Origin of the sequence: Amycolatopsis sp. cmx-11-51 (genome assembly GCF_047608665.1) — a bacterium.
Taxonomy (GTDB): domain Bacteria; phylum Actinomycetota; class Actinomycetes; order Mycobacteriales; family Pseudonocardiaceae; genus Amycolatopsis.
Window position 1 is genome coordinate 256,579 of the sequence record NZ_JADNQO010000002.1, and the last position, 24,951, is coordinate 281,529.

At 68.5% G+C, this 24,951-nt stretch carries 26 protein-coding genes; 20 read left to right on the forward strand and 6 right to left on the reverse strand.

Annotated features, from left to right (window positions below):
* Positions 1-58 precede the first annotated feature (58 nt).
* Genes ACM6LU_RS10070 through ACM6LU_RS10100 form a run of 7 tightly spaced genes read left to right on the forward strand, consistent with a single transcriptional unit; the run spans position 59 to position 6,733 of the window.
* Complete coding sequence (locus ACM6LU_RS10070) at positions 59-1,096, forward strand: MCE family protein (protein ID WP_414937353.1); 1,038 nt, start codon at positions 59-61, stop codon at positions 1,094-1,096.
* Positions 1,093-2,124, forward strand: coding sequence for an MCE family protein (locus ACM6LU_RS10075; RefSeq protein WP_414937354.1), 1,032 nt, complete (start codon positions 1,093-1,095; stop codon positions 2,122-2,124). Before ACM6LU_RS10070 ends, ACM6LU_RS10075 begins: the two co-directional genes overlap by 4 nt.
* Entirely contained in the window at positions 2,121-3,311 is a 1,191-nt protein-coding gene (locus tag ACM6LU_RS10080; protein WP_414937355.1) for an MCE family protein, read from the forward strand. The genes ACM6LU_RS10075 and ACM6LU_RS10080 overlap by 4 nt, the downstream gene beginning before the upstream one ends.
* On the forward strand, positions 3,308-4,522 hold the full coding sequence (locus ACM6LU_RS10085) for an MCE family protein (protein ID WP_414937356.1): 1,215 nt from the start codon (positions 3,308-3,310) through the stop codon (positions 4,520-4,522). Before ACM6LU_RS10080 ends, ACM6LU_RS10085 begins: the two co-directional genes overlap by 4 nt.
* Positions 4,519-5,754 carry an MCE family protein gene (locus tag ACM6LU_RS10090; RefSeq protein ID WP_414937357.1) on the forward strand — a complete coding sequence of 412 codons (1,236 nt, stop codon included), beginning with the start codon at positions 4,519-4,521 and terminating at the stop codon, positions 5,752-5,754. Before ACM6LU_RS10085 ends, ACM6LU_RS10090 begins: the two co-directional genes overlap by 4 nt.
* Positions 5,754-6,242 carry a hypothetical protein gene (locus ACM6LU_RS10095; protein WP_414937358.1) on the forward strand — a complete coding sequence of 163 codons (489 nt, stop codon included), beginning with the start codon at positions 5,754-5,756 and terminating at the stop codon, positions 6,240-6,242. The genes ACM6LU_RS10090 and ACM6LU_RS10095 overlap by 1 nt, the downstream gene beginning before the upstream one ends.
* Positions 6,239-6,733: a hypothetical protein gene (locus ACM6LU_RS10100; protein ID WP_414937359.1), complete on the forward strand. Its 495-nt coding sequence runs from the start codon at positions 6,239-6,241 to the stop codon at positions 6,731-6,733. Before ACM6LU_RS10095 ends, ACM6LU_RS10100 begins: the two co-directional genes overlap by 4 nt.
* 8 nt (positions 6,734-6,741) lie before the next feature.
* Here the strand turns inward: ACM6LU_RS10100 and ACM6LU_RS10105 are convergent, their stop codons facing one another.
* Complete coding sequence (locus ACM6LU_RS10105; RefSeq protein ID WP_414937360.1) at positions 6,742-7,146, reverse strand: hypothetical protein; 405 nt, start codon at positions 7,144-7,146, stop codon at positions 6,742-6,744.
* Positions 7,147-7,415: 269 nt separating this feature from the next.
* On the opposite strand from ACM6LU_RS10105, the gene ACM6LU_RS10110 reads away from it, so the two are divergent.
* The 3 genes from ACM6LU_RS10110 (at position 7,416) to ACM6LU_RS10120 (ending at position 10,859) form a co-directional block, all read left to right on the forward strand.
* Positions 7,416-8,660 (forward strand): aminotransferase class I/II-fold pyridoxal phosphate-dependent enzyme, encoded by a 1,245-nt coding sequence (locus ACM6LU_RS10110; RefSeq protein WP_414937361.1) that lies wholly within the window; start codon positions 7,416-7,418, stop codon positions 8,658-8,660.
* Between the two features lie 87 nt (positions 8,661-8,747).
* Complete coding sequence (locus tag ACM6LU_RS10115; RefSeq protein ID WP_414937362.1) at positions 8,748-9,695, forward strand: ferritin-like domain-containing protein; 948 nt, start codon at positions 8,748-8,750, stop codon at positions 9,693-9,695.
* A gap of 63 nt (positions 9,696-9,758) precedes the next feature.
* Positions 9,759-10,859: an FAD-dependent oxidoreductase gene (locus tag ACM6LU_RS10120; RefSeq protein WP_414937363.1), complete on the forward strand. Its 1,101-nt coding sequence runs from the start codon at positions 9,759-9,761 to the stop codon at positions 10,857-10,859.
* Between the two features lie 191 nt (positions 10,860-11,050).
* Here ACM6LU_RS10120 and ACM6LU_RS10125 read toward each other — a convergent pair whose 3' ends face one another.
* Positions 11,051-12,847 carry an AMP-dependent synthetase/ligase gene (locus tag ACM6LU_RS10125; RefSeq protein ID WP_414937364.1) on the reverse strand — a complete coding sequence of 599 codons (1,797 nt, stop codon included), beginning with the start codon at positions 12,845-12,847 and terminating at the stop codon, positions 11,051-11,053.
* Positions 12,848-12,973: 126 nt separating this feature from the next.
* On the opposite strand from ACM6LU_RS10125, the gene ACM6LU_RS10130 reads away from it, so the two are divergent.
* The 7 genes from ACM6LU_RS10130 to ACM6LU_RS10160 are packed head-to-tail and all read left to right on the forward strand — an operon-like array spanning position 12,974 to position 18,120.
* Positions 12,974-13,384, forward strand: coding sequence for a polyketide cyclase / dehydrase and lipid transport (locus tag ACM6LU_RS10130; RefSeq protein ID WP_414937365.1), 411 nt, complete (start codon positions 12,974-12,976; stop codon positions 13,382-13,384).
* An 8-nt stretch (positions 13,385-13,392) separates the two neighbouring features.
* Positions 13,393-14,181, forward strand: coding sequence for a metallophosphoesterase family protein (locus tag ACM6LU_RS10135; RefSeq protein WP_414937366.1), 789 nt, complete (start codon positions 13,393-13,395; stop codon positions 14,179-14,181).
* Positions 14,182-14,208: 27 nt separating this feature from the next.
* Positions 14,209-14,649, forward strand: a complete 441-nt coding sequence (locus ACM6LU_RS10140; protein ID WP_414937367.1) for an SRPBCC family protein — start codon at positions 14,209-14,211, stop codon at positions 14,647-14,649.
* A gap of 14 nt (positions 14,650-14,663) precedes the next feature.
* Positions 14,664-15,845 (forward strand): ArsA family ATPase, encoded by a 1,182-nt coding sequence (locus ACM6LU_RS10145; RefSeq protein ID WP_414937368.1) that lies wholly within the window; start codon positions 14,664-14,666, stop codon positions 15,843-15,845.
* The gene (locus tag ACM6LU_RS10150; RefSeq protein WP_414937369.1) at positions 15,842-16,270 is read left to right on the forward strand and encodes a hypothetical protein; all 429 of its coding nucleotides are present in this window, start codon (positions 15,842-15,844) and stop codon (positions 16,268-16,270) included. Before ACM6LU_RS10145 ends, ACM6LU_RS10150 begins: the two co-directional genes overlap by 4 nt.
* 16 nt (positions 16,271-16,286) lie before the next feature.
* The gene (locus ACM6LU_RS10155) at positions 16,287-17,246 is read left to right on the forward strand and encodes an ROK family protein (protein WP_409491894.1); all 960 of its coding nucleotides are present in this window, start codon (positions 16,287-16,289) and stop codon (positions 17,244-17,246) included.
* Between the two features lie 4 nt (positions 17,247-17,250).
* Positions 17,251-18,120: an NUDIX domain-containing protein gene (locus ACM6LU_RS10160; protein WP_414937370.1), complete on the forward strand. Its 870-nt coding sequence runs from the start codon at positions 17,251-17,253 to the stop codon at positions 18,118-18,120.
* A gap of 59 nt (positions 18,121-18,179) precedes the next feature.
* Here ACM6LU_RS10160 and ACM6LU_RS10165 read toward each other — a convergent pair whose 3' ends face one another.
* Genes ACM6LU_RS10165 through ACM6LU_RS10175 form a run of 3 tightly spaced genes read right to left on the reverse strand, consistent with a single transcriptional unit; the run spans position 18,180 to position 20,631 of the window.
* The gene (locus tag ACM6LU_RS10165) at positions 18,180-19,322 is read right to left on the reverse strand and encodes a glutamate--cysteine ligase (protein WP_414937371.1); all 1,143 of its coding nucleotides are present in this window, start codon (positions 19,320-19,322) and stop codon (positions 18,180-18,182) included.
* Between the two features lie 20 nt (positions 19,323-19,342).
* Positions 19,343-19,864 carry a hypothetical protein gene (locus ACM6LU_RS10170; RefSeq protein WP_414937372.1) on the reverse strand — a complete coding sequence of 174 codons (522 nt, stop codon included), beginning with the start codon at positions 19,862-19,864 and terminating at the stop codon, positions 19,343-19,345.
* A complete protein-coding gene (locus tag ACM6LU_RS10175; protein ID WP_414937373.1) occupies positions 19,861-20,631 on the reverse strand; it encodes an alpha/beta hydrolase in 771 nt (256 codons plus the stop codon). Before ACM6LU_RS10175 ends, ACM6LU_RS10170 begins: the two co-directional genes overlap by 4 nt.
* A gap of 213 nt (positions 20,632-20,844) precedes the next feature.
* Between ACM6LU_RS10175 and ACM6LU_RS10180 the strand changes: the two genes are divergently transcribed.
* Positions 20,845-21,606: a lysophospholipid acyltransferase family protein gene (locus ACM6LU_RS10180; protein ID WP_414937374.1), complete on the forward strand. Its 762-nt coding sequence runs from the start codon at positions 20,845-20,847 to the stop codon at positions 21,604-21,606.
* 20 nt (positions 21,607-21,626) lie between these two features.
* A complete protein-coding gene (locus ACM6LU_RS10185) occupies positions 21,627-22,112 on the forward strand; it encodes a polyadenylate-specific 3'-exoribonuclease AS (protein ID WP_414937375.1) in 486 nt (161 codons plus the stop codon).
* Positions 22,113-22,476: 364 nt separating this feature from the next.
* Here ACM6LU_RS10185 and ACM6LU_RS10190 read toward each other — a convergent pair whose 3' ends face one another.
* On the reverse strand, positions 22,477-23,553 hold the full coding sequence (locus tag ACM6LU_RS10190) for a 3-deoxy-7-phosphoheptulonate synthase (RefSeq protein WP_414937376.1): 1,077 nt from the start codon (positions 23,551-23,553) through the stop codon (positions 22,477-22,479).
* 283 nt (positions 23,554-23,836) lie between these two features.
* Here ACM6LU_RS10190 and ACM6LU_RS10195 point away from each other — a divergent pair, with 283 nt between their 5' ends.
* Positions 23,837-24,862, forward strand: a complete 1,026-nt coding sequence (locus ACM6LU_RS10195) for a 6-phosphofructokinase (protein ID WP_414937377.1) — start codon at positions 23,837-23,839, stop codon at positions 24,860-24,862.
* Positions 24,863-24,951: the final 89 nt, after the last annotated feature.

Consider the following 24,951-nt stretch of genomic DNA (forward strand, 5'->3'; position numbering starts at 1 on the left):
CGTCGGATGCGGTGAAAGTCCCCTTCAGCCCGCCCGACGTGGCCGGGAGGGGGCTCCGATGAGGTCCTTCGTTCCCGACCTGCTCAAGATCCTCATCTTCGCCGTCGTCACGGTGCTGCTCACCGCGATCCTCGGCGCCACCATCGCGAACACCAACTTCGGCGAGACTTCGGGCTACACGGCCAAGTTCACCGACGCGTCCGGGCTCAAGGAGGGCGACGACGTCCGCATCGCCGGGGTGAAGGTCGGGCAGGTCGGAGAGATCGAGATCGAAGAGGGCGAACGGAACTTCGCCCAGGTCCACTTCGACATCCAGACCGCCCACCGGCTGCCCGCGTCGGTGACCGCGACCATCAAGTACCGCAACCTGGTCGGTCAGCGGTACCTCTCGCTCGGCACGGACATCGGCGACGAGAAGTCGTTGCCGCGCGGCGGGGTCATCCCGCCCGAGCGCACCAAACCGGCGCTGAACCTGACCGTGCTCTTCAACGGGTTCAAACCGCTCTTCCGCGCGCTGAACCCCGAGGACGTCAACAAGCTCTCCTACGAGATCATCCAGGTCTTCCAGGGCGAGGGCGGCACGATCACCAGTCTGCTCGCGCACACCGCGTCGGTCACGTCGGCCATCGCGGGCAAGGACAAGATCATCGGTGACGTCATCGCGAACCTCAACACCGTGCTCGGCACGGTCGAGAAGCGCTCGCCGCAGCTGGGCGAGCTGATCGACCAGACCCAGCGGCTGGTCACCGGGCTGGCCGAGCAGCGGCGGCCGATCGGGGAGGCGGTCAAGGCGCTCGGCGACCTCACCATCGCCACCACGGGCCTGCTCGCCGACGCGCGGCCCGCGCTCAAGGACGACGTCGTGCAGCTCGGCGCGCTGTCGCGGAACCTCGGCGATTCAGAACAGCTGATCGACCATCTCCTGCAGGTGCTGCCCGGCAACCTGCAGAAGTTCACCAGGACGCTGAGTTACGGCAGCTGGTTCAACTACTACCTGTGCGGGATCTCCGGCAGCATCGGCATCAAGTCACTCGACATCGAACTGCCGATCACGCCGCTGCCCGGCACGCAGCGACCGGAGAGGTGCGGGCCGTGAAGCCGCTCAAGGAACGCAACCAGGCCGCGGTCGGGGCGGTGACGCTCATCCTGATCGTGCTGATCACGGCGACGACGTACTTCTCCGACCGGATCCCGTTGTTCGGCAGCGGGACGACGTACTCCGCGTACTTCGGCGAATCGGCCGGACTGGCGCCGGACAACGAGGTCCAGGTCGCCGGGGTCAAGGTCGGCAAGGTCAGCTCGGTGGAACTCGCGGGCAAGAAGGTGCTGGTGAAGTTCCGGGTCAAGGATGCCCGGGTCGGTGACGCGACGTCCGCGTCGATCGAGATCAAGACGCTGCTTGGCGAGAAACTGCTCGCGCTGACGCCGAAAGGCAAGACGAACCAGGACCCGAACACCACCATCGGGCTCGACCGCACGCGGACGCCGTTCGAACTGCAGGACGCGTTCCAGCAGCTGTCGGGCACGGTCGGCGAGATCGACACCGCGCAGCTGGCGACGAGTTTCACCGTCCTCTCCGACGCCCTCAAGGACAGCCCGCAGTACCTCAAGGACGCGCTGGGCGGGCTTTCTTCCTTGTCCAGAACGGTTTCCTCGCGCGACGGTGACTTGAAGACGTTGCTGGCCAACACGAGCACCGTGTCCAAGACGCTGTCCGACCGCAACGCCCAGCTGAAACGGGTCCTCGACGACGGCAACCTCCTGCTCGCCGAACTGCAGCACCGGAAGGACGCGATCAGCACGTTGCTCAAGGGCACGCGACAGGTTTCGGCGCAGCTGTCCGGGCTCGTCGCCGACAACCGGACGCAGCTCAAGCCGACGCTGGAAAAACTCGGCAAGGTCACCGATATCCTGCAGCGCAACCAGGACAACCTCAGCCGCAGCCTCGCGTTGATGGCGCCGTTCGCCAGGGTCGGTGCCAACGCGACCGGGAACGGGCGCTGGTTCGAGGGCTATCTGTGCGGGCTGCTGCCGCCGACGATCATCGCGGGTGCCTTCCAAGTCAACCCGGAGGGCTGTACCCCGCCGATCGCGGGGCCGAACCAGGGAGTGGGGGGACGATGACCATCCACACACGCACCGGCCGCACGCTCTACACGTGGGTCGCCCTCGCCTGCGTCCTCGTGCTGATCGTGACCGCCGGGCTCTGGCTGGTCTTCTCCGAACCCGGCGGGACGCGGATCAGCGCGTACTTCGGCAAGACCGTCGGGCTCTACGCCGGTTCGTCGGTGCGGGTGCTCGGGGTGGAGGTCGGTGAGATCACCGGCGTGACACCGCGGGGCGAGGCCGTCCGGGTCGACATGCGGATCGACGACGACACCCCGATCCCGGCCGACGCGGGCGCGGTCGTCGTCTCGCCGAGCCTGGTGAGCGACCGCTACGTGCAGCTGACCCCGGCGTACGAGAGCGGCCCCGAGATGGCCACGGACGCGGTGATCGCCAAGGAGAAGACGGCGACACCGGCGGAACTCGACGACCTCTACACGAGCCTCGACAAGCTGTCGACGAGTCTCGGGCCCAACGGCGCCAACAAGAACGGTGCGCTCTCCGACGTGCTCGACACCGCGGCGGCGAACCTCGGTGGCAACGGGAAGAACCTCAACACCACGGTGACCCGGCTGTCCGAACTGGCCAAAACGCTGGACGGCTCCAAGGACGACCTGTTCACCACGGTGCGAAACCTGAACTCGTTCACCGGCGCCCTTGCCGAAAGCGACCAGCAGCTCAACGAGTTCTACCGCCGTGCCGCCGATGTCAGCGGTTTCCTCGCCGCGGACTCCGTGGAGGTGGGAGCCGCGCTGAGTTCCCTGGCGACGGCGATGGGCGACGTCGAGAAGTTCGTCGTGGAGAACAAGGACCTGCTCTCGTCCAATGTGGACAAGCTGGCCGGGCTGACGAAGGTGCTCGTGGACCAGCGGGCCTCGCTCGCCGAAGTGATCGACATCGCGCCGACCGGGGCGACCAACTTCATCAACTCCTACGACGCCGCGTCCGGTACGATCGCCGTACGGGACAACCTGAACGAGTTGACGCATCCACCGATCCTGACCGTCTGCCGTCTGATCAGCGTGAGCACACCCAAACCGATTCCGGACGCGCTGGGCACCATCTGCAAGCAACTCGCGCCCGTCCTCGACGGCACGCTGAAGCTCCCGTCGGTCCCGCAGGTACTGGCCTCGCTGCAGAGCGGTGAACTACCGCCGCTGCCGCTCCCGCTGATCGACGTCATGAGCAAGGGGCTCCCGAAATGAGGCGGCAGCGGCAGAGGATCGCGGGGGTGATGGCGGGTGTCCTGGTGCTGGCCGGCTGTAGTGACGGTGGCTTTTCGGGGCTGTACAACACTCCGCTGCCGGGTGGCGCGGATCTCGGCGATCACCCGTACCGGCTCTCCGCGCAGTTCTCCGACGTCCTCGACCTCGTTCCTCAGGCGAGTGTGAAGGTCAACGACGTCCCGGTGGGCCGGGTCGAGAAGATCGATCTCGCGCCGGACACGCGCTCGGTGTGGGTGAGCATAGTCGTCAACGGCGACATCGCGCTGTCCGCGAACGCGCGTGCCGAACTCCGGCAGTCGAGCCTGCTGGGCGAGAAGTTCGTCGACCTGCACGCGCCGGACAACCCCGAAGGCGCGCTCGCCGAGGGCGCGAAGATCCCACTGGACCGGACGAACCGCAACCCCGAGGTCGAAGAGGTGCTCGGCGCGCTTTCCCTGCTGCTCAACGGTGGCGGGGTCGAGCAGATCCAGAAGATCAGTCACGAACTGAACGAAGCGCTCACCGGCAACGAGGCCGAGGTCCGCTCGCTGTTGTCCCAGGTGGACAAGCTGGCGACCGAACTCGACGGGCACAAGGGTGCGATCCTGCGGGCCATCGACGGCCTCGACAACCTCTCGAAAATCCTGGTCGGCCAGACACAGAACCTGACGAACGCACTCGACAACCTCTCGCCCGGGCTCAAGATCGTGACCGAGCAACGGGATCAGCTCGTCGGCATGCTGCAGTCGCTGAACACGTTGTCCGGCGTCGCGACCGACACGATCAAAGCCAGCCGTGACAGCCTGGTGGCGAACCTTCGCGCGTTGCAGCCGACGTTGAAGAAACTGACCGAGGCGGGCCAGGACCTGCCGACCGCGCTGCGGATCTTGCTCACGTACCCGTTCCCGGACTACGCGGGCAACGTGATCAAGGGCGACTACGCGAACGTGGAAGCCAAGATCGACCTGAATCTGGACACGTTCCTGGAGAACATGAACAACTCGTCGCAGCCGATCATCCAGCTGCCGGGGAACAAGGGCACCGGCGCGCCGGGCGCGATCCCGTTCAACGACGGCGCCGCGCCACCGGTGCTGCCGCTGCCCATCGGTGACCTCCCGCAGCCGCCCCAGGCTCCGCGGGGGCAGGGCGGGGACGTCCTGGGCGGCGTGCTCGGCGGGATCCTCGGTCCGCTGCTGGGAGGTGGCCGGTGATCACGCGCAGGACCAAGATCCAGCTGGCGGTGTTCATCGTCATCGCGGTGGTCTCGGTCGTCTACGCGGGCGGCAAGTACGCCGGGCTGGACCGGCTCTTCGGCACCCGTGGTTACCTCGTCACCGCGCAACTCGTGGACTCCGGCGGGATCTTCGTCAACGCCGAGGTCTCCTATCGCGGGGTCGCGGTCGGCAAGGTCGCGTCGATGACGCTCACCGAGCACGGCATCGACCTCGGCCTCGACATCGATCCAGGGGCGCCGAAGATCCCGGCGGACACGAAGGCCGCGGTCGCCAACCGGTCGGCGGTGGGGGAGCAGTACGTCGATCTGCTGCCCATGCACGAGAACGGGCCGTACCTGGCCGAGGGTTCGATCATCGCCCGCGACAAGACCTCGATCCCGCTCGCGCCGGACATCGTACTGTCCAATTTGGACAAACTGGTGTCGAGTGTGAAACCCGGATCACTGAAGACCGTCGTCGACGAGACCTACGAGGCGTTCGCCGACGCCGGCCCCGATCTGCGGCAACTGCTGGACAGCACCGGATCCCTCACCGCGACGGCGACGCAGTACCTGCCCGACACCCAAGGTCTGCTGGCCAACTCGCGGACGGTGCTGGACACCCAGCGGCGGCAAGCGGACAACATCACCCAGTTCTCCAGTGGGCTCAAGACGATCGCCGCGCAGCTGAAGACGTCCGACCCGGACCTGCGGCGGGTGATCGACGAAGCGCCGAAGCTGAGCCGCCAGATCAGCGATGTGCTGGCGGTTTCGGGGACCGACCTCGGGGTGCTCTTCGCGAACACGCTCACCACCGCCCAGATCACCTCCGCCCGCACCGACGCAATCGAGGAACTGCTCGTCGCGTACCCGATCATCTCGGCGTTCTCGCGGTCGACGTCGCCGGACGGCACGGGACACCTCGGTGTCGTGTTCAACTTCTTCGACCCGGCCTCGTGCACCAAGGGCTACGAGGGCACGAAACAGCGTCCCGCCAACGACCTCACCGAAGCACCGGTCAACACCCAGGCGTACTGCGCCGAGCCGCCGGGAAGCCCCACTGGCGTGCGGGGTTCGCAGAACGCCCCGTACGCAGGGAAACCGCCGGCGGTCCCGGAGCGGCCGAAGCAGAGCCCGCAGGCTGCGGAATCCGCGCAGTTGCCGGGTGTGCTGAGCCTGCTCACCGGCTCCGGTCCCGGCGGGCTCGGTTCGTTGCTGGGCGGCGAGTAGTGCTCATCCGCTCGCTCACCGTCGTCGCCGCGCTGGCGGTCCTCGTGGCCGCCTGGTTCGGCTGGTCGTGGTGGAGCGCCGCGCAGGACGACGGCCTCGCGCGCGGCCGGGAACGGGAAGCCGTGCTCACCGCCGCGTCCGGTCAGCTGGAGGTGCTCAACACGATCGACTACCGCACCGGTGCCCAGGACGTCGACCGCTGGCTCGGCGTCACCGCCGGACGGCTCGGCGAGGACCTCACCGGCGACCGGCAGATCCAGATCGACCGGGCGAACACCGGCAAGACCGTCGCGACCGCGAAACTCAAGCAGGCCGCTGTCACCGAACTCGACGCCGTCGCCGGGACGGCACGGCTGATGGCCGTGCTGGAGGTGAAGGTCAGCACCGGCGGCGGACCGGCCGCCCCCAAGGTGAGCAGGCTGACCGTGGACTACCAGCGCGCGCAGGACGGCTGGAAGGTCAGCGCGGTACAGGCGGCGGGCTCATGACCGCTCGGGTACCGCGGCTCCTGACCGCGATCATCGTGCTGGCCACCGGCTGCGCCGTGTGGTTCGGCCTCCAGGCGTCCTCGCTGGGCTCGGACGGCAACGCGGCGCTGGTGGACCAGGCCGCCACCGCCGAGGTCGCGGACCACGTCGGCGCCGGGGCGAAGGCCGTTTTCTCCTATGACTACAGCAATCTCGCACGGACCGAGCGAGCCGCGGCCGACGTGCTGACCGGCGAGGCGACCGGGCAGTACCGGGACCAGTTCGCGTCGGCGCGGAAACGGGCGGAAGAACAGAAACTGGTGCGCACCACGACGGTCCGTTCGCTCGGTGTCCGGTCCTTGCGCGGTGACCAGGCCGAAGTGCTGCTGTTCCTCGATCAGCAGACGCTCACCCCCGGTGGCGCCGCCCCGCAATCGTCGGTTTCCCAGCTTTCGGTCACCGCTGTCCGGATCGACGGCCGCTGGAAGATCTCACAACTCACTCCACTGTAATTCTGGAATCAGGAGAGCCGCTGACGTTGGTCACGGTGAGAGCGGCCCAGGAAGTCGTCGCGTATCCCTACGGCCAACTTTCGCCCGCCGAGGTTCCACGCGGTGAAGAAATCACCCCGGTTGATCGCGTCGTAGTAGGCGATCACCGTCTGCGCCACCGGAACCGAGGGTGCCGGATGGACGGCCCGGGTCGTCGGCGGTGCGACATGAACCGTCCGCGGCGGTGCGGCGACGGCCGGTGGCTGGATCACGATCGTGTTCGGGGGTGAGGCGACCGCGACGGCGGGAGCCGCCGTTACCTGACGGGTACCGCGCACGCGGCCGGTAAGTTCACCGCTGCCCGTTTCTTCATTTCCGTAGTTCTTTCCTTTTCCTCGTGATATCGACAATGCGCGAAACGGTGTCCCGGTCACTAGTGTCGCGTGATCCTGCTTGCTTGACGTTTGGTTTCGTTCGTCGGACGGCGATCTCGCGTGATCAGACGGCGGTTACGCGTGATTGGACGGCGATCTCCGGAGATCGCCGTCTGATCACGGGTAAGACCTGCAGGATCACGCGACACTAAAGGATTCGGCCTCGTTATGAATGATGAAAAACGCGCCGGAACCGTTGTCGGATCTTGTGTGCGTGGCGTAGGACCACCCTCGTCTCACGCGATCGGCCGCCGGGTTTAGCGTTAGGCATGACCACTGCACCTGTCGATGTCGAGAGCGCCCGCCGCGACTACGCGGCCCTCGTCGACCGTGGCCTCTCCCTGGACATCACCCGCGGCAAGCCGTCCCCCCGCCAGCTGGACCTCGCCGACGGGCTGCTCGACCTCCCCGGAGACGCACGCAAGGCCGAGGACGGCACGGACGTCCGCAACTACGGAGGACTGAAGGGCCTGCCCGAACTCCGCCGCATCTTCGCCGGACCGTTGCAGGTCCCGGCCGAGCAGCTGCTCGCCGCGGGCAACTCCAGCCTGGAGCTGATGCACGACACCATCGTGCAGGCCTACCTCAGCAAGGTCCCGGGCGCCGAGCGCCGCTGGGCCGACGAGGAGCGGGTCGTCTTCCTGTGCCCGGTCCCCGGCTACGACCGGCACTTCGTGCTGGCCGAGCGCTTCGGCATCGAGCTGGTCCAGGTGCCGCTGACCGAGACCGGCCCGGACATGGACGTCGTCGAGCGCCTTGTCGCCGAGGACGCCGCGGTCAAGGGCATCTGGTGCGTGCCGAAGTACAGCAACCCGACCGGTGTCACCTACAGCGACGACACCGTGCGCCGCCTGGCCACGATGACCACGGCCGCCCCGGACTTCCGCGTCTTCTGGGACAACGCCTACGCCGTGCACCACCTCACCGACGTCGAGGCGCGGCTGGCCGACGTGCTCGCGCTGGCCACGGAGGCGGGCAACGCCGACCGTGTGTTCGTCTTCGGTTCCACCTCGAAGGTGACCTACGCCGGTGGCGGCGTCGGCTTCTTCGGCGCGTCCGAAGCCAACCTGGCCTGGTGGACCGGTCTCATCGGCAAGCGGACCATCGGCCCGGACAAGGTCAACCAGCTCCGGCACGCTCAGTTCCTGCGTGACGAGGACGGCGTCCGTGCGCACATGCGCAAGCACGCGGAGCTCATCGGCCCGAAGTTCGCGGCCGTCGACGAGATCCTCACCAAGGAGCTGGGTGAAGCGGGGCTCGCGTCCTGGACCAAGCCGACCGGCGGGTACTTCGTCTCGCTGACCGTGCCCGCCGGGACCGCCAAGGAGGTCGTGCGGCTGGCCAAGGAGGCCGGTGTCGCCCTGACCCCGGCCGGTGCGACGCACCCGTACGGCGACGACCCCGAAGACGCCGTCATCCGCATCGCCCCGACCTTCCCTGAGCTGGCCGAGGTCGAAGAGGCGATCCGCGGCCTCGCGGTCTGCGTTCGCCTTGCCGCGGCGACGAAGAAATAACTTCGAGATCTTTTCCAATCCGGGTCACGGGTGGTTCCGAACGTCCGAGTGGGTGGGTGTACATCGCAAGGACGAGAGGAACCACTCGTGTTCGGAAAGCCGTTCGTTCGTACCCTGGTTTCGCGCAGTGCCGAGAACCGCACGGATCGCCGCCGGTTCTTGAAGGCCGCCGGCGCGGCGGGGCTCGGTGTCGTCGGCGCCACCTACCTAGGGGTGCAGGCCACTTCGTCCGCATCGGCGACGGGTGAGGCCGCCGCCGCCACGGGCGCCCCCAGCGACGCGGCCGTGCTCAATTTCGCGCTCAACCTGGAGTACCTGGAAGCCGAGTTCTATTCGTTCGCCGTCCACGGCCGCGGGCTGCCGGACGACCTCACCGGCGGGGCAGGCACCCAGGGCGGGGTGGCAGGCGGCAAGAAGGTGATGTTCCACGACAAGACCCTGTACCAGTTCGCGAAGGAGATCGCGGGCGACGAGGTCGCGCACGTCGAGTTCCTGCGTGGGGCCTTGGGCGAGGCCGCGGTGTCGCGGCCGGAGATCGACCTCAAGGACAGCTTCACCGCCGCGGCGCGGGCGGCCGGGCTGATCAGCGAATACCAGCAGTTCGACCCGTTCGCCAACGAGAAGAACTTCCTGCTCGCGGCGTTCCTGTTCGAGGACGTCGGCGTGACGGCCTACAAGGGCGCCGCACCGCTGATCACCAACAAGACGTTCCTGGACGCGGCCGCCGGCATCCTGGCCGCCGAGGCGTACCACGCCGCCACCATCCGGACGTCGCTGTTCGACCGGGACCTCGGCGACGCGGCCGCCAAGATCTCCAACGCCCGCGACGCCCTCGACGGTCCTGGCGACGACGATCAGGGCATCGTGCTGGGCAACCAGGCCAACATCGTGCCCACCGACAACAACGGCGTCTGCTTCGGCCGTAGTGCCGACAGGGTGCTGAACGTCGTCTACCTGAACCCGGGCCCGGTGAAGGAAGGCGGGTTCTTCCCCAAGGGAGTGAACGGCGACATCGTCGCCAGCGGCGGCGCGTGACCCTGCTGTCGTGTCGCCGTTGCCGGTACCGTCGGGTGACGGCGACACGACAGGGGGTTCGCGGTGAAGGCTGTGATCATCGGTGGCGGCATCTCGGGCACGGTGACCGCGATGGCTCTGCAGCGCGCCGGGATCGAGGCGAGCGTCCACGAGGCGCACCCGACCGGTGGTGAGGACGCGGGCGCGTTCCTGACGATCATGCACAACGGCATGGACGCCCTGCGCGCCATCGGTGCCGAAGCGCCCGTCGTCGAGAACTCGTTCGCCGCCGTCGGTCTGGAACTGGTGACGCCGGACGGGCGCACCGTCGAGCGGCGTTCGTTCGACGTCGACGGCCTCGCCGGACCACGTACCCTGACTCGCGCGGCGTTCTATCGCGCGCTGCAAGAGGAAGCGATCTCGCGGGGGATCGCCTTCGAACATGGGAAGCGGCTGGTTTCCGCCTCGCCGGGGACGGCGCGGTTCGAGGACGGGACCTCCGCTGAAGGTGACATCCTGATCGGCGCCGACGGCCTGCGGTCGGTCGTCCGGAGCCTCATCGATCCGTCGTGCCCGCCGCCGCGCTCGACCGGACTGGATGTCGTCTACGGCTATACGACCGACACGAGCGTCCCGCGGGCGCCGTCGCTTTACCGGATGATCCAGAGCCTGCACGCCTTCTTCGGCTACACCAGCGCCCCTGACGGCTCGACGTACTGGTTCGCACGGCTTCCCACGGCCGAAGGTGTGCGAAGCGGCCTGTCGGCGGCTGAGTGGCGCTCGGCGGCCTTCGCCGCTTTCGACGGGGAACCGTTGCCTGCCGCGGAGATCATCCAATCGACTGGCGACGACGTCTTCGGCGGTCACTCCTACGACGTCCCGTCGACGCCGGTCTGGTGGAACTCGTCCATGGTGCTCGTCGGGGACGCGGCACACGCGGCCTCGCCCGCCGCGGGTCAGGGAGCGTCGATGGCGCTGGAGGACAGCGTCGTGCTGGCGCAGTGTTTGCGGGATCTTCCCGACGCGCCAACGGCTTTCGCGGCCTACGAGCGGTTACGGCGGGCGCGGGTGGAGAAGCTGGTGGCCAGCAGCGCCGCGGTTTCGTCGGGGACGACCTCCGATGAAGGACGGAACTGGCTTTACCGGCACCACATCGAGTGGGACGCGAAGATCTCGGACGGCTGAGCTTTGCCCGGCCCGCGTTTAGTCCTCTGGTTGCGCCTTCACGCGGGAACCGAGAGGCGCTCACCGGGATGCCGCGGCAGGGTTCATCCCGATGTTCCCAATGTCGCATTCGAGCCGCTCAGCGGCTCGAATGCGACATTGGGAACACGCATTCAGAGGCGTGGCCCGCCCGCTCACCTCACTTACCGAAGCTACTTCTTGTACAGCGCTTCGATGTCGTTCGCGTAGTTCTTGTTCACGATGTTGCGCTTCAGCTTGAGACTCGGCGTGATCTCGCCGCCCGCCTCGGTGAAGTCCTTCGAGAGGATCGTGAACTTCTTGATCGACTCGGCCTGCGAAACCGCGCTATTGGCCTGGTTGACCGCTTCCTGGACTTCGGCGCGCAGTTCGGCGTCGTCGGCCAGATCCGAAACGGAGGCGTCGGAAGGCTTGTTGTGCTGCGACTTCCACGACGGGAAGTATTCCTCGTCGATGGTGATCAGCGCGCCGATGAACGGCCGCTGGTCGCCGACCACCATCGCCTGGCTGATCAGCGGGCTGGCCTTGATGGTGTCCTCGAGCCCGGACGGGGCGACGTTCTTGCCGCCCGCGGTCACGATGATCTCTTTCTTGCGCCCGGTGATCCTCAGGAACCCGTCGCGGTCGAGCTCGCCGAGGTCGCCGGTGTGGAACCAGCCGTCCTCCAGCGATTCGGCGGTCGCCTCGGGGTTGTTGAAGTAGCCCCCGAACACGACGTCGCCCTTCAGCAGGATCTCGCCGTCCTCGGCGATCCGCACCGAGGTGCCGGCGACCGGCCGTCCCACGGTGCCGACGCGGAACCCGTCCTGAGTGCCGACACAGGCCGCCGCGGAAGTCTCGGTCAGGCCGTAGCCCTCGAACACCGGGACGCCGATGCCGCGGAAGAAGTGCGCCAGCCGCACCCCGAGCGGGGCTCCGCCGGACACCGCCGCGACACAACGGCCGCCCAGCGCCGCGCGCAGCTTGCTGAAGACGAGCTTGTCGAACAGCGCGTGCTTGACTTTCAGGCCCAGCCCGGCGCCGCCGGTGTCCTGAGCCTGGCTGTAGGCGACCGCGGTGGCTTCGGCGGCATCGAAGATCTTGCCCTTGCCGTCACCGTGGGCCTTCTGCTTCGCGCCGTTGTAGACCTTCTCGAACACGCGTGGCACGGCGACGACGAACGTCGGCCGGAAGGTGCCGAGGTCGGCGACGAGGTTCTTGACGTCCGAGGTGTGCCCGAGGGTCACCCGCGCGCTGAGCGCCGTCACCGCGATGGCGCGGGCGAGGATGTGCGCGAGCGGCAGGAACACCAGCAGCGAGTTGCCCTGCTCCATCAGCTGCGGGAACGCGGCGATGTCGGCACGGATCTCGGCCAGGAGGTTCCGGTGGGTCAGCTCGACACCCTTGGGGCGGCCGGTCGTGCCCGACGTGTACACGATCGTGGCCAGGTCGCCCGCCTTCACCGTGCGGCGGCGCTCGTGCAGGTCGTCGTCGCTCAGCTCGGCGCCCCGGGCGATGAGGTCGTCGACGGCGGGCGTGGCGGCCTCGATCTGCCAGGTGTGCTCCAGCGTGTCGAGGCGCCCCTTGACGGATTCCAGCGTCGCGAGGTGTTCGTCGGTCTCGACGAACACACCCTTCGCCGCCGAGTCCGAAAGGATCCAGTGGACCTGTTCGGCCGAGGAGGTGTCGTAGATCGGGACGGTGACCGCGCCGGCGGCCCAGATCGCGAAGTCGATCAGGGTCCATTCGTAGCGGGTCTTGGACATGAGCCCGATCCGGTCGCCCGGTGCGATGCCTGCCTGTGCCATTCCCTTGGCCACGGCAAGGACCTGGGCGGCGAAATCCTTGGCGGTGATGTCCAACCAGGTACCGTCGACCTGGCGGCGGAAACTCACGACATCGGAGAACCGCTCGGCGTTCGCCCAGATGACGTCCGCGAGGTTCTCGTCGTCGGTCACCGGATTGGCGGCGGGGGCGCTGTATTCGCGCACGAGGAACCTCCGTGTTCGCGTGCAAGTGGTGTGACCGGTGTTACCCGCCAGTCAACTTAGCGTGCCGTGCACCTTAAGACCATGCTGGCGAATCGGCCATACCCCGGGCATGACATTCTGCCGCGTGTGAACCAGGCTCCGCCAGCTCTCGACATCGTTGACGAGACCTTCCTCGTGGTCCCGCCGTCCACAGTGGCCGCCGCCTTCGCCGAGCCGCGATCTTGGTCACGTTACTGGCCGGACCTCGTTCTCGAGGTCTACACCGACCGCGGGGACGAAGGACTGCGCTGGACCGTGCGCGGTGCCTTGATCGGTACCATGGAGGTCTGGCTCGAGCCGGTGCTCGACGGCACCTTGCTGCACTACTTCCTGCGCGCCACGCCCGCCGGTCCGGACGGGGAACCGCTCGCGCTCCAGGTCAGGGACCTGCGGCGGGAGTTCGACCGCAGGTCCCGTGCCGCCAAAGCCATCGCGCTCGGGCTCAAAGAGGTCCTGGAGGACGGGCGCGAACCCGGGGTCGGTCCCCGGGGCGAGTAGGGGAGAGCATGCGGGTTCACGTGGTGTCGGACGTGCACGGCAACGCCGACGCGCTCAAACGCGCGGGTGACGGCGCCGACGCACTGATCGTCCTCGGCGACCTGCTGGACTTCGTCGACTACCGCGAGCACGACAAAGGCATCATGGGCGCGCTGTTCGGCGCGGAGAAGGTCGGCGAGTTCGCGCGGCTGCGGCGCGAGGGCACTCGTGATGAGACCGTTGCCTTCTCGCGATCGTTGTGGGCCACTTTGGCCGATCCCGCCGCCGCCGTCGGCGAAGCGATCCACGACCAGTACGCCATCCTGTTCGGCGCCCTCACCGCGCCGACGTTCGCGACCCCCGGCAACGTCGACGACCCGTCGCTGTGGCCCGAGTTCGCCGGCGACGGCATCCAGGTCCTCGACGGCGAGGTCGCCGAGTTCGGCGGCCTGCGCTTCGGGTTCGTCGGCGGCGCGCTGCTCCCGCCGAACGTGGTCCCGCGCCGCAACGGCTTCTGGCGGCCGTACCTGCGCACCCGCGAGGAATACGACGTCGCGGTGAGCGCGCTGGAGAACGTCGACGTCCTGTGCACCCACGTCCCGCCCGCCATCCCGGAACTGACCTACGACGTGGTCGCGCGGCGGCCCGAGATCGGGTCGGTGGCGCTGGTGGACCTCATCCGCGAGCAACGGCCGCGCTGGTCGGTCTTCGGGCACGTCCACCAGCCGCTGACCGCGCGGACGAGGCTCGGCAGGACCGAATGCCGTAACGTCGGTCACTTCAAGGAGACGGCACAGCCGCACGTGCTGCGCTGGTGACGCTCGGCTCCGGCTAGAGTTTGGGCCATGGCCGAGCAGTCCACGCAATCCATCGAGGTCGACGCCGAGCCCGAGCGGGTCATGGCCGTCATCGCCGACTTTCCCGCGTACCCGGAATGGGCCAAGGCCGTCCGGCAGACCGAGGTGCTCGGCGAGGACGACAAGGGCCGCGCCAAGCAGGTGAAACTCACCCTCGACGCCGGGCCCATCAAGGACGTTTACACCCTCGAGTACGACTGGGACGCCGACGGCAAGGGAGTCAGCTGGCACCTGGTCAAGGGGCAGATGCAGAAGGCCCAGAACGGTCGTTACGCCCTCGAAGCGCTGGCCGCCGGCCGCACCAAGGTGACGTATACGCTGTCCGTCGAGCTGGCGCTGCCGATGATCGGGCTGTTGCGCCGCAAGGCCGAGAAGATGGTCATGGACACCGCGCTCAAGGAGCTCAAGAAGCGCGCTGAAGCGTCCTGAGTCGAAGGGTAGGCATGCGGATCCTGCTTTTCACCGGCAAGGGGGGTGTCGGCAAGACGACGCTGGCCGCCGCGACGGCCGTCGCACTGGCAGGCCGGGGCAGGAAGACGCTCGTGGTCTCGACCGATCCCGCGCATTCCCTCGGTGACGTCTTCGGCCGCACTTTCGGCGCCGAACCGTCCGAAGTGGACGCTGTGGCCGATGGTCTCTCCGCGGGAGGGAGTACGTCGGGACTGTTGCACGCCGCCCAGATCGATTTCCGCGGCCTCGTCGACAGCACCTGGCGCGAACTCCGGCAGGAACTGCGGACCGCCCTCGCGGGGGCGGGCCTCGACTCGCTCGACGCCGAAGAGCTGACCGTGGTCCCCGGCGTTGACGAACTCCTCGCCCTCACCGAAGTCCAGCGCCTCGCCGAGCACGGTCCCTGGGAGACGGTCGTCGTCGACTGCGGTCCGACCGCGGAAACGCTGCGCCTGCTGGCCTTGCCCGAAGCGGTTTCCGGATACCTCACGCGGATGTTCAAACCGGGCGCGCGGCGGACGGCGGCCGCGGTACGGCGGCTCGGCGCGCATCTGGAGTCGCTGCGCACGCTGCTCACCGATCCCGCGACGACCACCGTCCGGCTCGTGCTGACACCGGAACGCGTCGTCGTCGCCGAAGCCCGCCGCACGCTCGGTTCGCTGGCACTGCGCGGGATCGGAGTCGACGGCCTGATCGTCAACCGGCTGATGCCGGCCCCCGGGTTCTGGCGCGGCGCCGCGGCCTCGTGGATGCGGACCCGCCGCACGCAGCAGAACACCGTTCTCGCCGAACTCGCCGACGCCGGGTTCGGGCCCGAAACGGTGAAACCGGTCGAACACCGCGCCGTCGAGCCGGTCGGACTGGCGGCGTTGCAGGAAATCGCGTATGAACTTTACCAAGGTCTGGATCCTCTGACCGGTAACGGGAAAGCGGTCACCCCGCTGCTCGAAGTGTCCGAATCGGACAGTGGCTACCGCCTGCGGATCGCGGTGCCGTTGCACCGGGATTCCGAAGTGGACCTTGCCAGAGTGGACGATGACCTCGCCGTCACCGTGGACGGTTTCCGGCGGCTGATCGCGCTGCCGGAGATGTTGCGCCCGTGCCGGATCACCGGTGCGGAATCCGACGCGCACGGCCTGGTCGTGAGCCTGGCCGGGAACCGGGGACCCGGGTGAGCGAGAACGACGAACACCCCCGGACCGACGGCCTCAAGCTGGCCGAGGAGATCCGGCTGCTGGTCGAACTGGTCGTCGAACACGCCGCGCCGTGGCTGGAGGACCTGATCTCCGCCGGGCACGGCTGCACCGAGCACGAGTCCGGTGGAGACACCGCCTGGTGCCCGCTTTGCGCCATCGTCGAGGTTTTCCGCGGTGAGCGGCCCGAGTTCGTGGCGCGGCTGATGGAGCAGGCCGCGCAACTCGTCGCGCTGCTGCGCGCGGTGCTCGCGGACCGCTGGGAACCCGAGGGCGGGGTGCATATGCCGGGTTTCCAGCCGGCGCGGAAGGAACCCGCGCGGGAAGATGCGCCGGTGGGAGCTTCGCGGGTCCAGCACATCGCCGTGACCAGGCGCGACGCATGGCAGCCGGACCGGGAGAACTGAGTTGCTGACGGTAGGGGTGGACGTCGGGGGCACGAGCGTGCGCGCCGGCGTGGTGGACGAGCACGGCTCGCTGATGGACACCGCCAGGGTCGGCACCCCCGGCGAGGAGAACGCGCTCGAAGACGCCATCGCCGGGGTCGTCGAAGACCTCCGCAACCGGCACGAGGTCTCCGGCGTCGGGCTCGCGGTGGCCGGGTTCGTCGCCAACGACCGGCGGACGGTGATGTTCGCGCCGCATCTGTCGTGGCGTGCCGCGCCGGTCGCGGAGCGGATCGAGAAGCGCGTCGGCCTTCCCGTCACCCTCGAGCACGACGTGAACGCCGCCGCGATCGGCGAATACCGCTTCGGCGCCGCGCGAGGTGCCCACGTCGCCGCGTTGATCGCGCTCGGTACCGGGATCGGCGCGGGCCTGCTGCTCGACGGCAAGATCTACCGGGGTGCCTACGGTGTCGCCCCGGAACTGGGGCACCTGACCGTCGTCCCCGGCGGACGGGCCTGCCCGTGCGGGAAGTACGGCTGCTGGGAGCGGTACTGCAGCGGGACGGCCTTGGCCGCGACGGCGGTGGAATTGCTCGCGCGGCACCCTGGCCGCTCGACCGTGCTGGCGCGTGAGACCAGGGGAGACCCCGGTTCGGTCACCGGACGCCGGGTCGCCGGTGCCGCCCGCGACGGCGACCCGATCGCCCAGCGCGCGATGACCGAACTGGCGAAGTGGCTGGCCGAGGGGCTGGCGCTGGTCGCGGACGTCTTCGATCCCGAGATCATCGTGATCGGCGGCGGGGTGTCCGAATCGGCTCCGCTGTTCCTCGACGAGGCGCGCGAGCACTACGCTGGCAAGATCACCGGCGCCGGGCACCGGCCGCTGGCCCGGATCCGCGCGGCCCAGCACGGGGACGACACGGCCATCGTCGGCGCCGCGGCGCTCGCCGTCGACGCGGCGAAGGCTCCCGGCGCCGAGGTCGGTGTGACAGGCTGAAGCCGTGACCCGTCTGGACGGCAACGGCTTCGTGAAGTGCGACTTCGGCCATCTTCACTGGGGTTTGAACGGCGCCGCCGGGTTGCTGCTGTCCGATCCCGCCCGCGGTGTCCTGCTGCAACGCCGGGCGTGGTGGGTGCATCACGGGCGCACGTGGGCGCTGCCAGGAGGAGCGGTCGAGGCGGGGGAGAGCCCGCGTGAGGCCGCCACCCGCGAGGCTCACGAAGAGGCCGACGTCCCGCCCGCCCGTGTCCTGCCGTTGTCGGCGTCGCGTGTCGATCACGGGAATTGGCGCTACACCACGATCCTGGCCGCGCCGATCGGCACGCTTTCGGCGAGGGTGAAGAACGCGGAGAGCGTGGAACTGCGGTGGGTCCGCCCGGACGAGGTCGCGGATTTCCGGCTGCACCGCGACTTCGCGATGGCATGGCCGGGATTGAGGGAACACTTGGATCGCAGGCTGGTACTGGTGGTCGACGGGGCGAACGTCGTCGGATCGCGGCCGGACGGCTGGTGGCGCGACCGGCGCGGCGCCGCGGAACGGCTGCGGGACGAACTCGCGATCTTGGCCGGGACCGGGTTCGCCGATCCGGCGTTGCCCGGCGGCGGGGAATGGTCGTGGTGGCCGAAGGTCGTGCTGGTCGTCGAGGGTAAGGCGCGAGGAGTCGCGGCGGTACCCGGTGTAGAGGTCGTCGGCGCCGAGACGGACGGGGACTCCCAGATCGTCGCCGTGGCGCACGAGGCTCGCGAGGCCGGTCCGGATGACCACGTCGTCGTCGTGACCGCCGACCGCGAACTACGGTCCCGCGTCGAGGCCCTGGGCGCCTCCACCTTCGGCCCAGGCACTCTCTTGGGGCACCTCGACCGCAATTAGTCCTCTTGTTGCGGTAGTCAGACGTCGAACTACCGCAACTAGAGGACTAATCGCGGGGGTCAGGGGCGCGCGATCGTCCCGTCCCGCATCTCCGCGATGAGGGAAGCGACGACGGCGCGCAGACTCCCGTTGTACTGCTTCGCCACCGCGCGCTGACGCAGGTAGCTGGGCCCGTACCGCAGGATCGTCTCCACCCCTCGCAGTTCTTCGACACAGTCCAGCCGCCGGGCCACCGGTTCGAGCCGGTTCAGCAGGTCGAGGGTGTCTTCGGTGACGGGCCGCTCGTTGCCCGCGGCGTCGAGGATGACGATCGCGTCGACGCCGTAGCGCGCCGCGCGCCACTTGTTCTCCTGGACGTGCCACGGCGGCAGCGTCGGCAGGATCTCGCCGTCGTCGAGGCGCGCGCTGAAGTCGTCCACCAGGCACTGGGTCAGCGCCGAGATCGCGCCGACCTCCTCCAGCGTCGGCAGCCCGTCGCACACCCGCATCTCGATCGTCCCGAAATGCGGGGCGGGCCGGATATCCCAGCGGATCTCGGAGAAGTGGTCGATCACGCCCGTGGTGAACATGTCGTCGACGTAGCTCTCCAGCTCGGTCCACTTCCGGAACTGGAACGGCAGCCCCGCTGTCGGCAGCTGCTGGAACATCAGCGCGCGGTTCGACGCGTAGCCGGTGTCCTCCGCGCCCCAGTACGGCGAGGACGCCGAGAGCGCTTGCAGGTGCGGCGCGTAGTTGAGCAGCGCGTCCAGGATCGGCAGGGCCTTGTCGCGGTGGTCGAGGCCGACGTGCACGTGGACGCCGTAGATCAGCATCTGCCGTCCCCACCACTGGGTCCGGTCGATGAGCTTGGCGTACCGCTCCTTGTCGGTGACCTTCTGCTGGTACCACGTCGAGAACGGATGCGACCCGGCCGAGAACAGCTCGACGCCCAGCGGGTCGAGTACCGAGTGCACGACGTCCAGCGACTCGTTCAGATCGGCCTTGACCTCGGCGATCGTGTCGCAAATACCGCTGATCACCTCGATGGTGTTGAGCAGCAGCTCCTGTTTGATCTTGGGGTGCTCCTCCTCGCCGTCGGGCCGGACGGCGTCGAGCACCTGCTCCGAGACCGAGGAGAGTTCACCGGTCCGCCGGTCGACGAGGGCGAGTTCCCATTCCGCGCCGACCGTCGACCGGCGCGAGGGTGTGAAGTCGATCTTCATGTCCGGAATTGTCCGACAGTTCAGACCTGCGCGCCGTTGTGCGGGTCCGCACCGGGCGGCGGCCCCTGACGGACCCGCAGCAGGAGCAGCGCGATCGCGGTCGCCAGTGCGAGGATGCCGAGCGGGGTGCCGAGCCGCGTGCCCATGCCGATCAGGTTGGGCGCGATCAGAAGCAGCAGGCCGAGCACGAAGAACAGCAGGACGATGAACGCGCCCTTGCGCGGACGCGGCAGGGGAGGCGGCTCCGGCGGCACGAAGTGGCCCTCGTCGTCGCTCGATCCGGTCGGGGCGTCCTCGAAGAGGGTCTTGTCCCAGCTGGTGCCGCCACCTCGCCAGCCCGGTTCGGGTTCGGCTTCCGAGGTCTCGGGCCGTGGTGTCTTCTCCGAAGGCTTTTCCGCCTTCTCGGCCTTTTCGGCGGCTTTCCCGGCGGGCTTTTCGAGTTCGTCCTCCGGGAACAGTCCGACACCCTCCGCACGGAGGTCGGCCACGATCTCGGCGAACGTCGCGTCGACGTCCTCCGGCCCGTCCTTGCCCCTGTTCATCCGGCGTCCACCTGTCCCTCCCGGCGCACGGACCGGGCGAAGTCCACCGTACGCGTGAAGATCAGGCCCGCGTCGTGGTCCTGGGTGGCGACGTGGAAGCTGTTCTCCAGCACCACCTCGGTGACGTCCTCGCTGCCGATCCCGTCGAGGATGATCCGCGAGTTCAGCGGCTCCACCACATGGTCGACGGCCGAATGCAGCAGCAGCACCGGCTGGGTCACCTTCGCCAGCTCCGGCCGGACGACGGCCCACAGCTTCGCCAGGCTCGCGGCCGCGCGCACCGGGGTGCGGGGATAGGCCAGCTCGGTCTCGCCCGGCTTCGCGATGTCGTTCGCGATCGCCTTCACCGACGGCACCATGTTCGCCAGCATCGGCAGCAGCTTCGTGTCCAGCCCGCGGCGCATGATCGAGGGGTTCACGAGCACGATCCCGGCGATCCGGTCGCCGAACTCCTCGGCCAGCCGCAGGGTCAGCGTCCCACCCATCGACAACCCGGCGACGAACACCGAGTCGCACGTGGAGAGAAGTGCCAGAAGTTCTTCACGGACCGCCCCGTACCAATCCTCCCAGCCTGTCCGGTTCATGTCCTGCCACCGGGTGCCGTGCCCGGGAAGCAACGGGCAGCGCACCGTGTAACCGGCCTCGGCCAGATGATCGCCCCACGCCCGCATACTCGCGGGGGTACCGGTGAATCCGTGGCACAGCAGGAACCCTGCTTCGGTCGAACCGGGGTGAGCGAACGGTTCCGCGCCGGCGAGGACGGCCATGCGATCGCCTTCCGTGAGAGCTGGGTAGGTCTCTATGTTCGCACGAGCGGAGCGGCTTGTGGGCCACTGGCCACGGTCGGGATCGGGCCGGATCGGGTGTGAGATCCGTCGCTGGGTACGGGTAACCGGGTGGACTTCGTTGTGCCGGGGGTGCGCGATTCGTAGTCTTGGCCATCGGGCGCGGGGGTTGAGCTGCTAGGAGGAGTTTTCGCAGTGCTGTACTGGCTCATGAAACACGTGTTTATCGGGCCACTGCTCAAGGCGCTGTGGCCTACCAAGGTGGTCGGCGCGGAGAACATCCCCGACGACGGTGGCGTGATCCTCGCGGGCAACCACCTCGCGGTGGCGGATTCCTTCTTCATGCCGCTCCGGGTCAAGCGCAAGGTGACTTTCCCGGCCAAATCGGAGTACTTCACCGAGAAGGGCCTCAAGGGCCTGCTGAAGAAGTGGTTCTTCACCGGCGTCGGCCAGTTCCCGATCGACCGCTCCGGCGGCAACGCGGCGCAGGCCGCGCTCGACACCGCGACCCGCCTGGTCCGCGAAGGGCATCTCCTCGGAATCTACCCCGAAGGCACCCGCTCCCCGGACGGCCGCCTGTACAAGGGCAAGACCGGCGTCGCGCGGATCGCGCTCGACTCCGGCGGCCCGGTGGTCCCGGTGGCCATGGTCGGCACCGACAAGGTCAACCCGATCGGCTCGAAGATGTGGTGGCCGCGCCGCCTCGAGATCCGTTTCGGCAAGCCGCTCGACTTCTCACGCTACGAGGGCCTGGCCGGTGACCGCTTCATCGAGCGGTCCATCACCGACGAGATCATGTACGCGCTCATGGAGCTCTCCGGCCAGGAGTACGTCGACATCTACGCCGCCAAGGCGAAGGAACTGCTCGCCGCCGACGAGGCCGGGATCCGCCCGAAGGTGCCCGCGCAGCCGTCCGCCAAGGACGTCGCCCGTATCCCGGACACCAAGGTCGGCTGAGCGCCCACTAGGGTTCTCCGGTGCGCTTTTTCTACGACACCGAATTCATCGAGGACGGCGTGACGATCGACCTGGTGTCGATCGGTGTCGTGGACGAAAGAGGCCGTGAGTTCTACGCGGTCTCGACAGATTTCGATCCCGGCAAGGCGGGCCCCTGGGTCCGCGACAACGTGCTCCCGAAACTCCCGTCGCCCGCCGACCCGGCGTGGCGCAGCCGCGAGAAGATCCGTGCGGACCTGCTCGAGTTCTTCGGCAAGCCGCCCGGCGGGATCGAACTGTGGGCCTGGTTCGCCGCCTACGACCACGTCGCGCTGGCGCAGCTGTGGGGGCCGATGCCCGCGCTGCCGCGCCAGCTGCCGCGGTTCACGCGTGACCTGCGGCAACGCTGGGAGGACGCGGGCAAACCGAAGCTCCCCGCGGCCCCGGACGACCAGCACGACGCATTGGCGGACGCGCGGCACAACTTCCAGCGGTGGGGGATCATCGAGTCCTACTGGCACCGGTAGGGCTTGCTCGTGACGCTGCGGCGCCTACTGCCTGGCCCCTGCAGCCGATGATCGTGAGTGGTAAGTCGCGTGAGGGCCAAGTGCCGTGGAGGCCCCCTTCCTCGCGCCAGGCGCAAAGAAGGGGGCCTTCACGTACTTCAAGCGATCAAGGCGCCCCCGGGAAGTCGTGAGTGCCGATTCGGTTTAGGGCCAACCGTGTCCCAGGTCCTGCTGTCGGGTGGTTTCGCGTGGCTGGCGGGACGTCACTCGTGATGGACGACTCGCTGCGGGACCCGGCCACACGCGTGTCGTCCGTCCAGTCACGGGTGTCCTCCGTCGGATCACCCGTGTCGTCCGTCCGGTCCCGCGCGACGCACCCAGGCACTCACCGCCGTGAGTCGACGGCCTCCGCCAGCGTGTCCAGCAGCTCAGCCGTCGTCTCCCACCCGAGGCAGGCGTCCGTGATCGACTGCCCGTAGGTCAGCGACGAAGCCGAGCCCAGTGTCAGGTCCTGCCGCCCCGCCACCAGGAAGCTCTCCAGCATCAGCCCGGCGATGCCCCGCTCACCGGCGCCGATCCGCCCGGCGAGTTCACGGACGACCGAAGCCTGGCGCACGTGGTCCTTCGCGCTGTTGCCGTGGCTCGCGTCGATGATCACGCGCTCCGGCAGCCCCGACTTCGCCAGCCGCGCCAGCGTGTCGGACACGGTCGCGGGGTCGTAGTTCGGACCGGCCGAGCTGCCGCGCAGGATCACGTGACAGTCCTCGTTGCCCGCGGTGGTGATCAGCGCGGCGAGACCGTCGGGGTTGATGCCGGCGAACACGTGGCTCGCGGCGGCCGCGCGGGTGGCGTCGACGGCGACCTGGACGTCGCCCTCGGTCGAGTTCTTGATCCCCACCGGCATCGACAGCGCGCTGCACAGCTGCCGGTGCACCTGGCTCGCCGCGGTCCGCGCGCCGATGGATCCCCAGGTCACGGTGTCGGAGATGAACTGGGGGGTGATCGGGTCGAGGAATTCGCAGCCGACCGGCAGGCCGAGCGCGGAGATGTCGAGCAGCAGTTCGCGCGCGAGCCGCAGGCCGTGGTTGACCTCGTAGGTGCCGTCGAGGCCGGGGTCGTTGATCAGGCCCTTCCAGCCGAGCGTGGTCCGCGGCTTCTCGAAGTAGACGCGCATGACGATGTGCAGGTCGCGACGGTGTTCTTCGGCCTTGGCGGCGAGGCGGCGGGCGTAGTCGAGCGCGGCGTCCGCGTCGTGCACCGAGCAGGGCCCGACGACGACGAGGAGCCGGTCGTCCCGGCCGTCGAGGATGTCGACGGCCGAGGCCCGCCCGGCTAGGACGGTATCGGCGATTTCCGCCGTCATCGGATGTTCGTGCCGCAGCATCGCGGGCGACAGCAGCGGGTTGATGGCCGCCGTGCGGTGCCCGTCGAGGGCGATCAGGGTGTCAGCGGAGGGAGACATCGCGGGTCTGGTTCCTTTCGAAAAGGGAGACCGACCCGCGGAACTCGCCGAGCCGGTGTGATTCCGGCTCGGGGTGGTAGGTCAGCGCAGGTCGACGCCGCCGTGCCCACCCGGGGCCGGCTTCGTAAACCAGGAATAGCGCTGCACGGCGCCAAGCTAGCACAACTGCCCCGTGGACCGATTCCCGAGGTGGTCCGCCCTGCACCGATCCAGAGAACTGACGCTACGCTGGCTTCGGGACATGTGACTGTCATCTCTACGGAACACAAGACGGAGGCTTCTGATGCGTGTCGGTGTGCTGACCGGCGGTGGCGACTGCCCGGGGCTCAACGCGGTGATCCGCGCTGTGGTGCGCAAGGGCATCGAGGTGCACGGCTGGGACATCGTCGGGTTCCGCAACGGCTGGAACGGTCCCCTCGCCGGGGACAGCCGTCCGCTCGGCCTGAACGACGTCGAGGACATCCTCACCCGCGGCGGCACGATCCTGCGCTCCTCGCGGACCAACCCGTACAAAATCGACGGCGGCGTCGACAAGATCAAGTCCGTTCTCGCCGAGCAGCAGGTCGACGCGCTGATCGCGATCGGCGGCGAGGACACCCTCGGCGTCGCGAAGCGGCTCACCGACGACGGCATCGGCGTCGTCGGGGTGCCCAAGACGATCGACAACGACCTCGGCGCGACCGACTACACCTTCGGTTTCGACACGGCCGTCTCGATCGCCACCGAGGCCATCGACCGGCTGCACACCACGGCCGAGTCGCACCACCGCGCCCTGGTCGTCGAGGTCATGGGCCGGCACGCGGGCTGGATCGCGCTGCACTCCGGCCTCGCCGGCGGCGCGAGCGTGATCCTGGTGCCGGAGCGGCACTTCAGTGTGGACCAGGTCGTCGAGTGGGTCGAGCGCCGCTTCGAGAAGGAGTACGCGCCGATCATCGTCGTCGCCGAGGGCGCGCTGCCCGAAGGTGGGGAGGAGCGGCTTCTCACCGGTGAGAAGGACGCCTTCGGGCACGTCAGGCTCGGCGGTATCGGCACCTGGCTGGCCGACGAGATCGCCGCCCGCACCGGCAAGGAGTCCCGCGCGGTCGTGCTCGGGCACGTCCAGCGCGGCGGCACCCCGACGGCGTACGACCGCGTGCTCGCCACCCGGTTCGGCCTCAACGCCGTCGACGCCGTCGCCGACGGCGACTTCGGCATGATGGTGGCGCTGCGCGGCACGGACATCGTCCGCGTCAAGCTCTCCGAAGCGACCGCCGAACTGAAGACCGTCCCGGCCGAGCGGTACGAAGAGGCCGAGGTCTTCTTCGGCTGAGCTGTGTTACAGGAGAAGGCCCCTTACTTTGTGCTGTGCTCGGTAAGGGGCCTTCGCTTTCCTTGCGGCCCCGCCCGCACGGCGAGTTG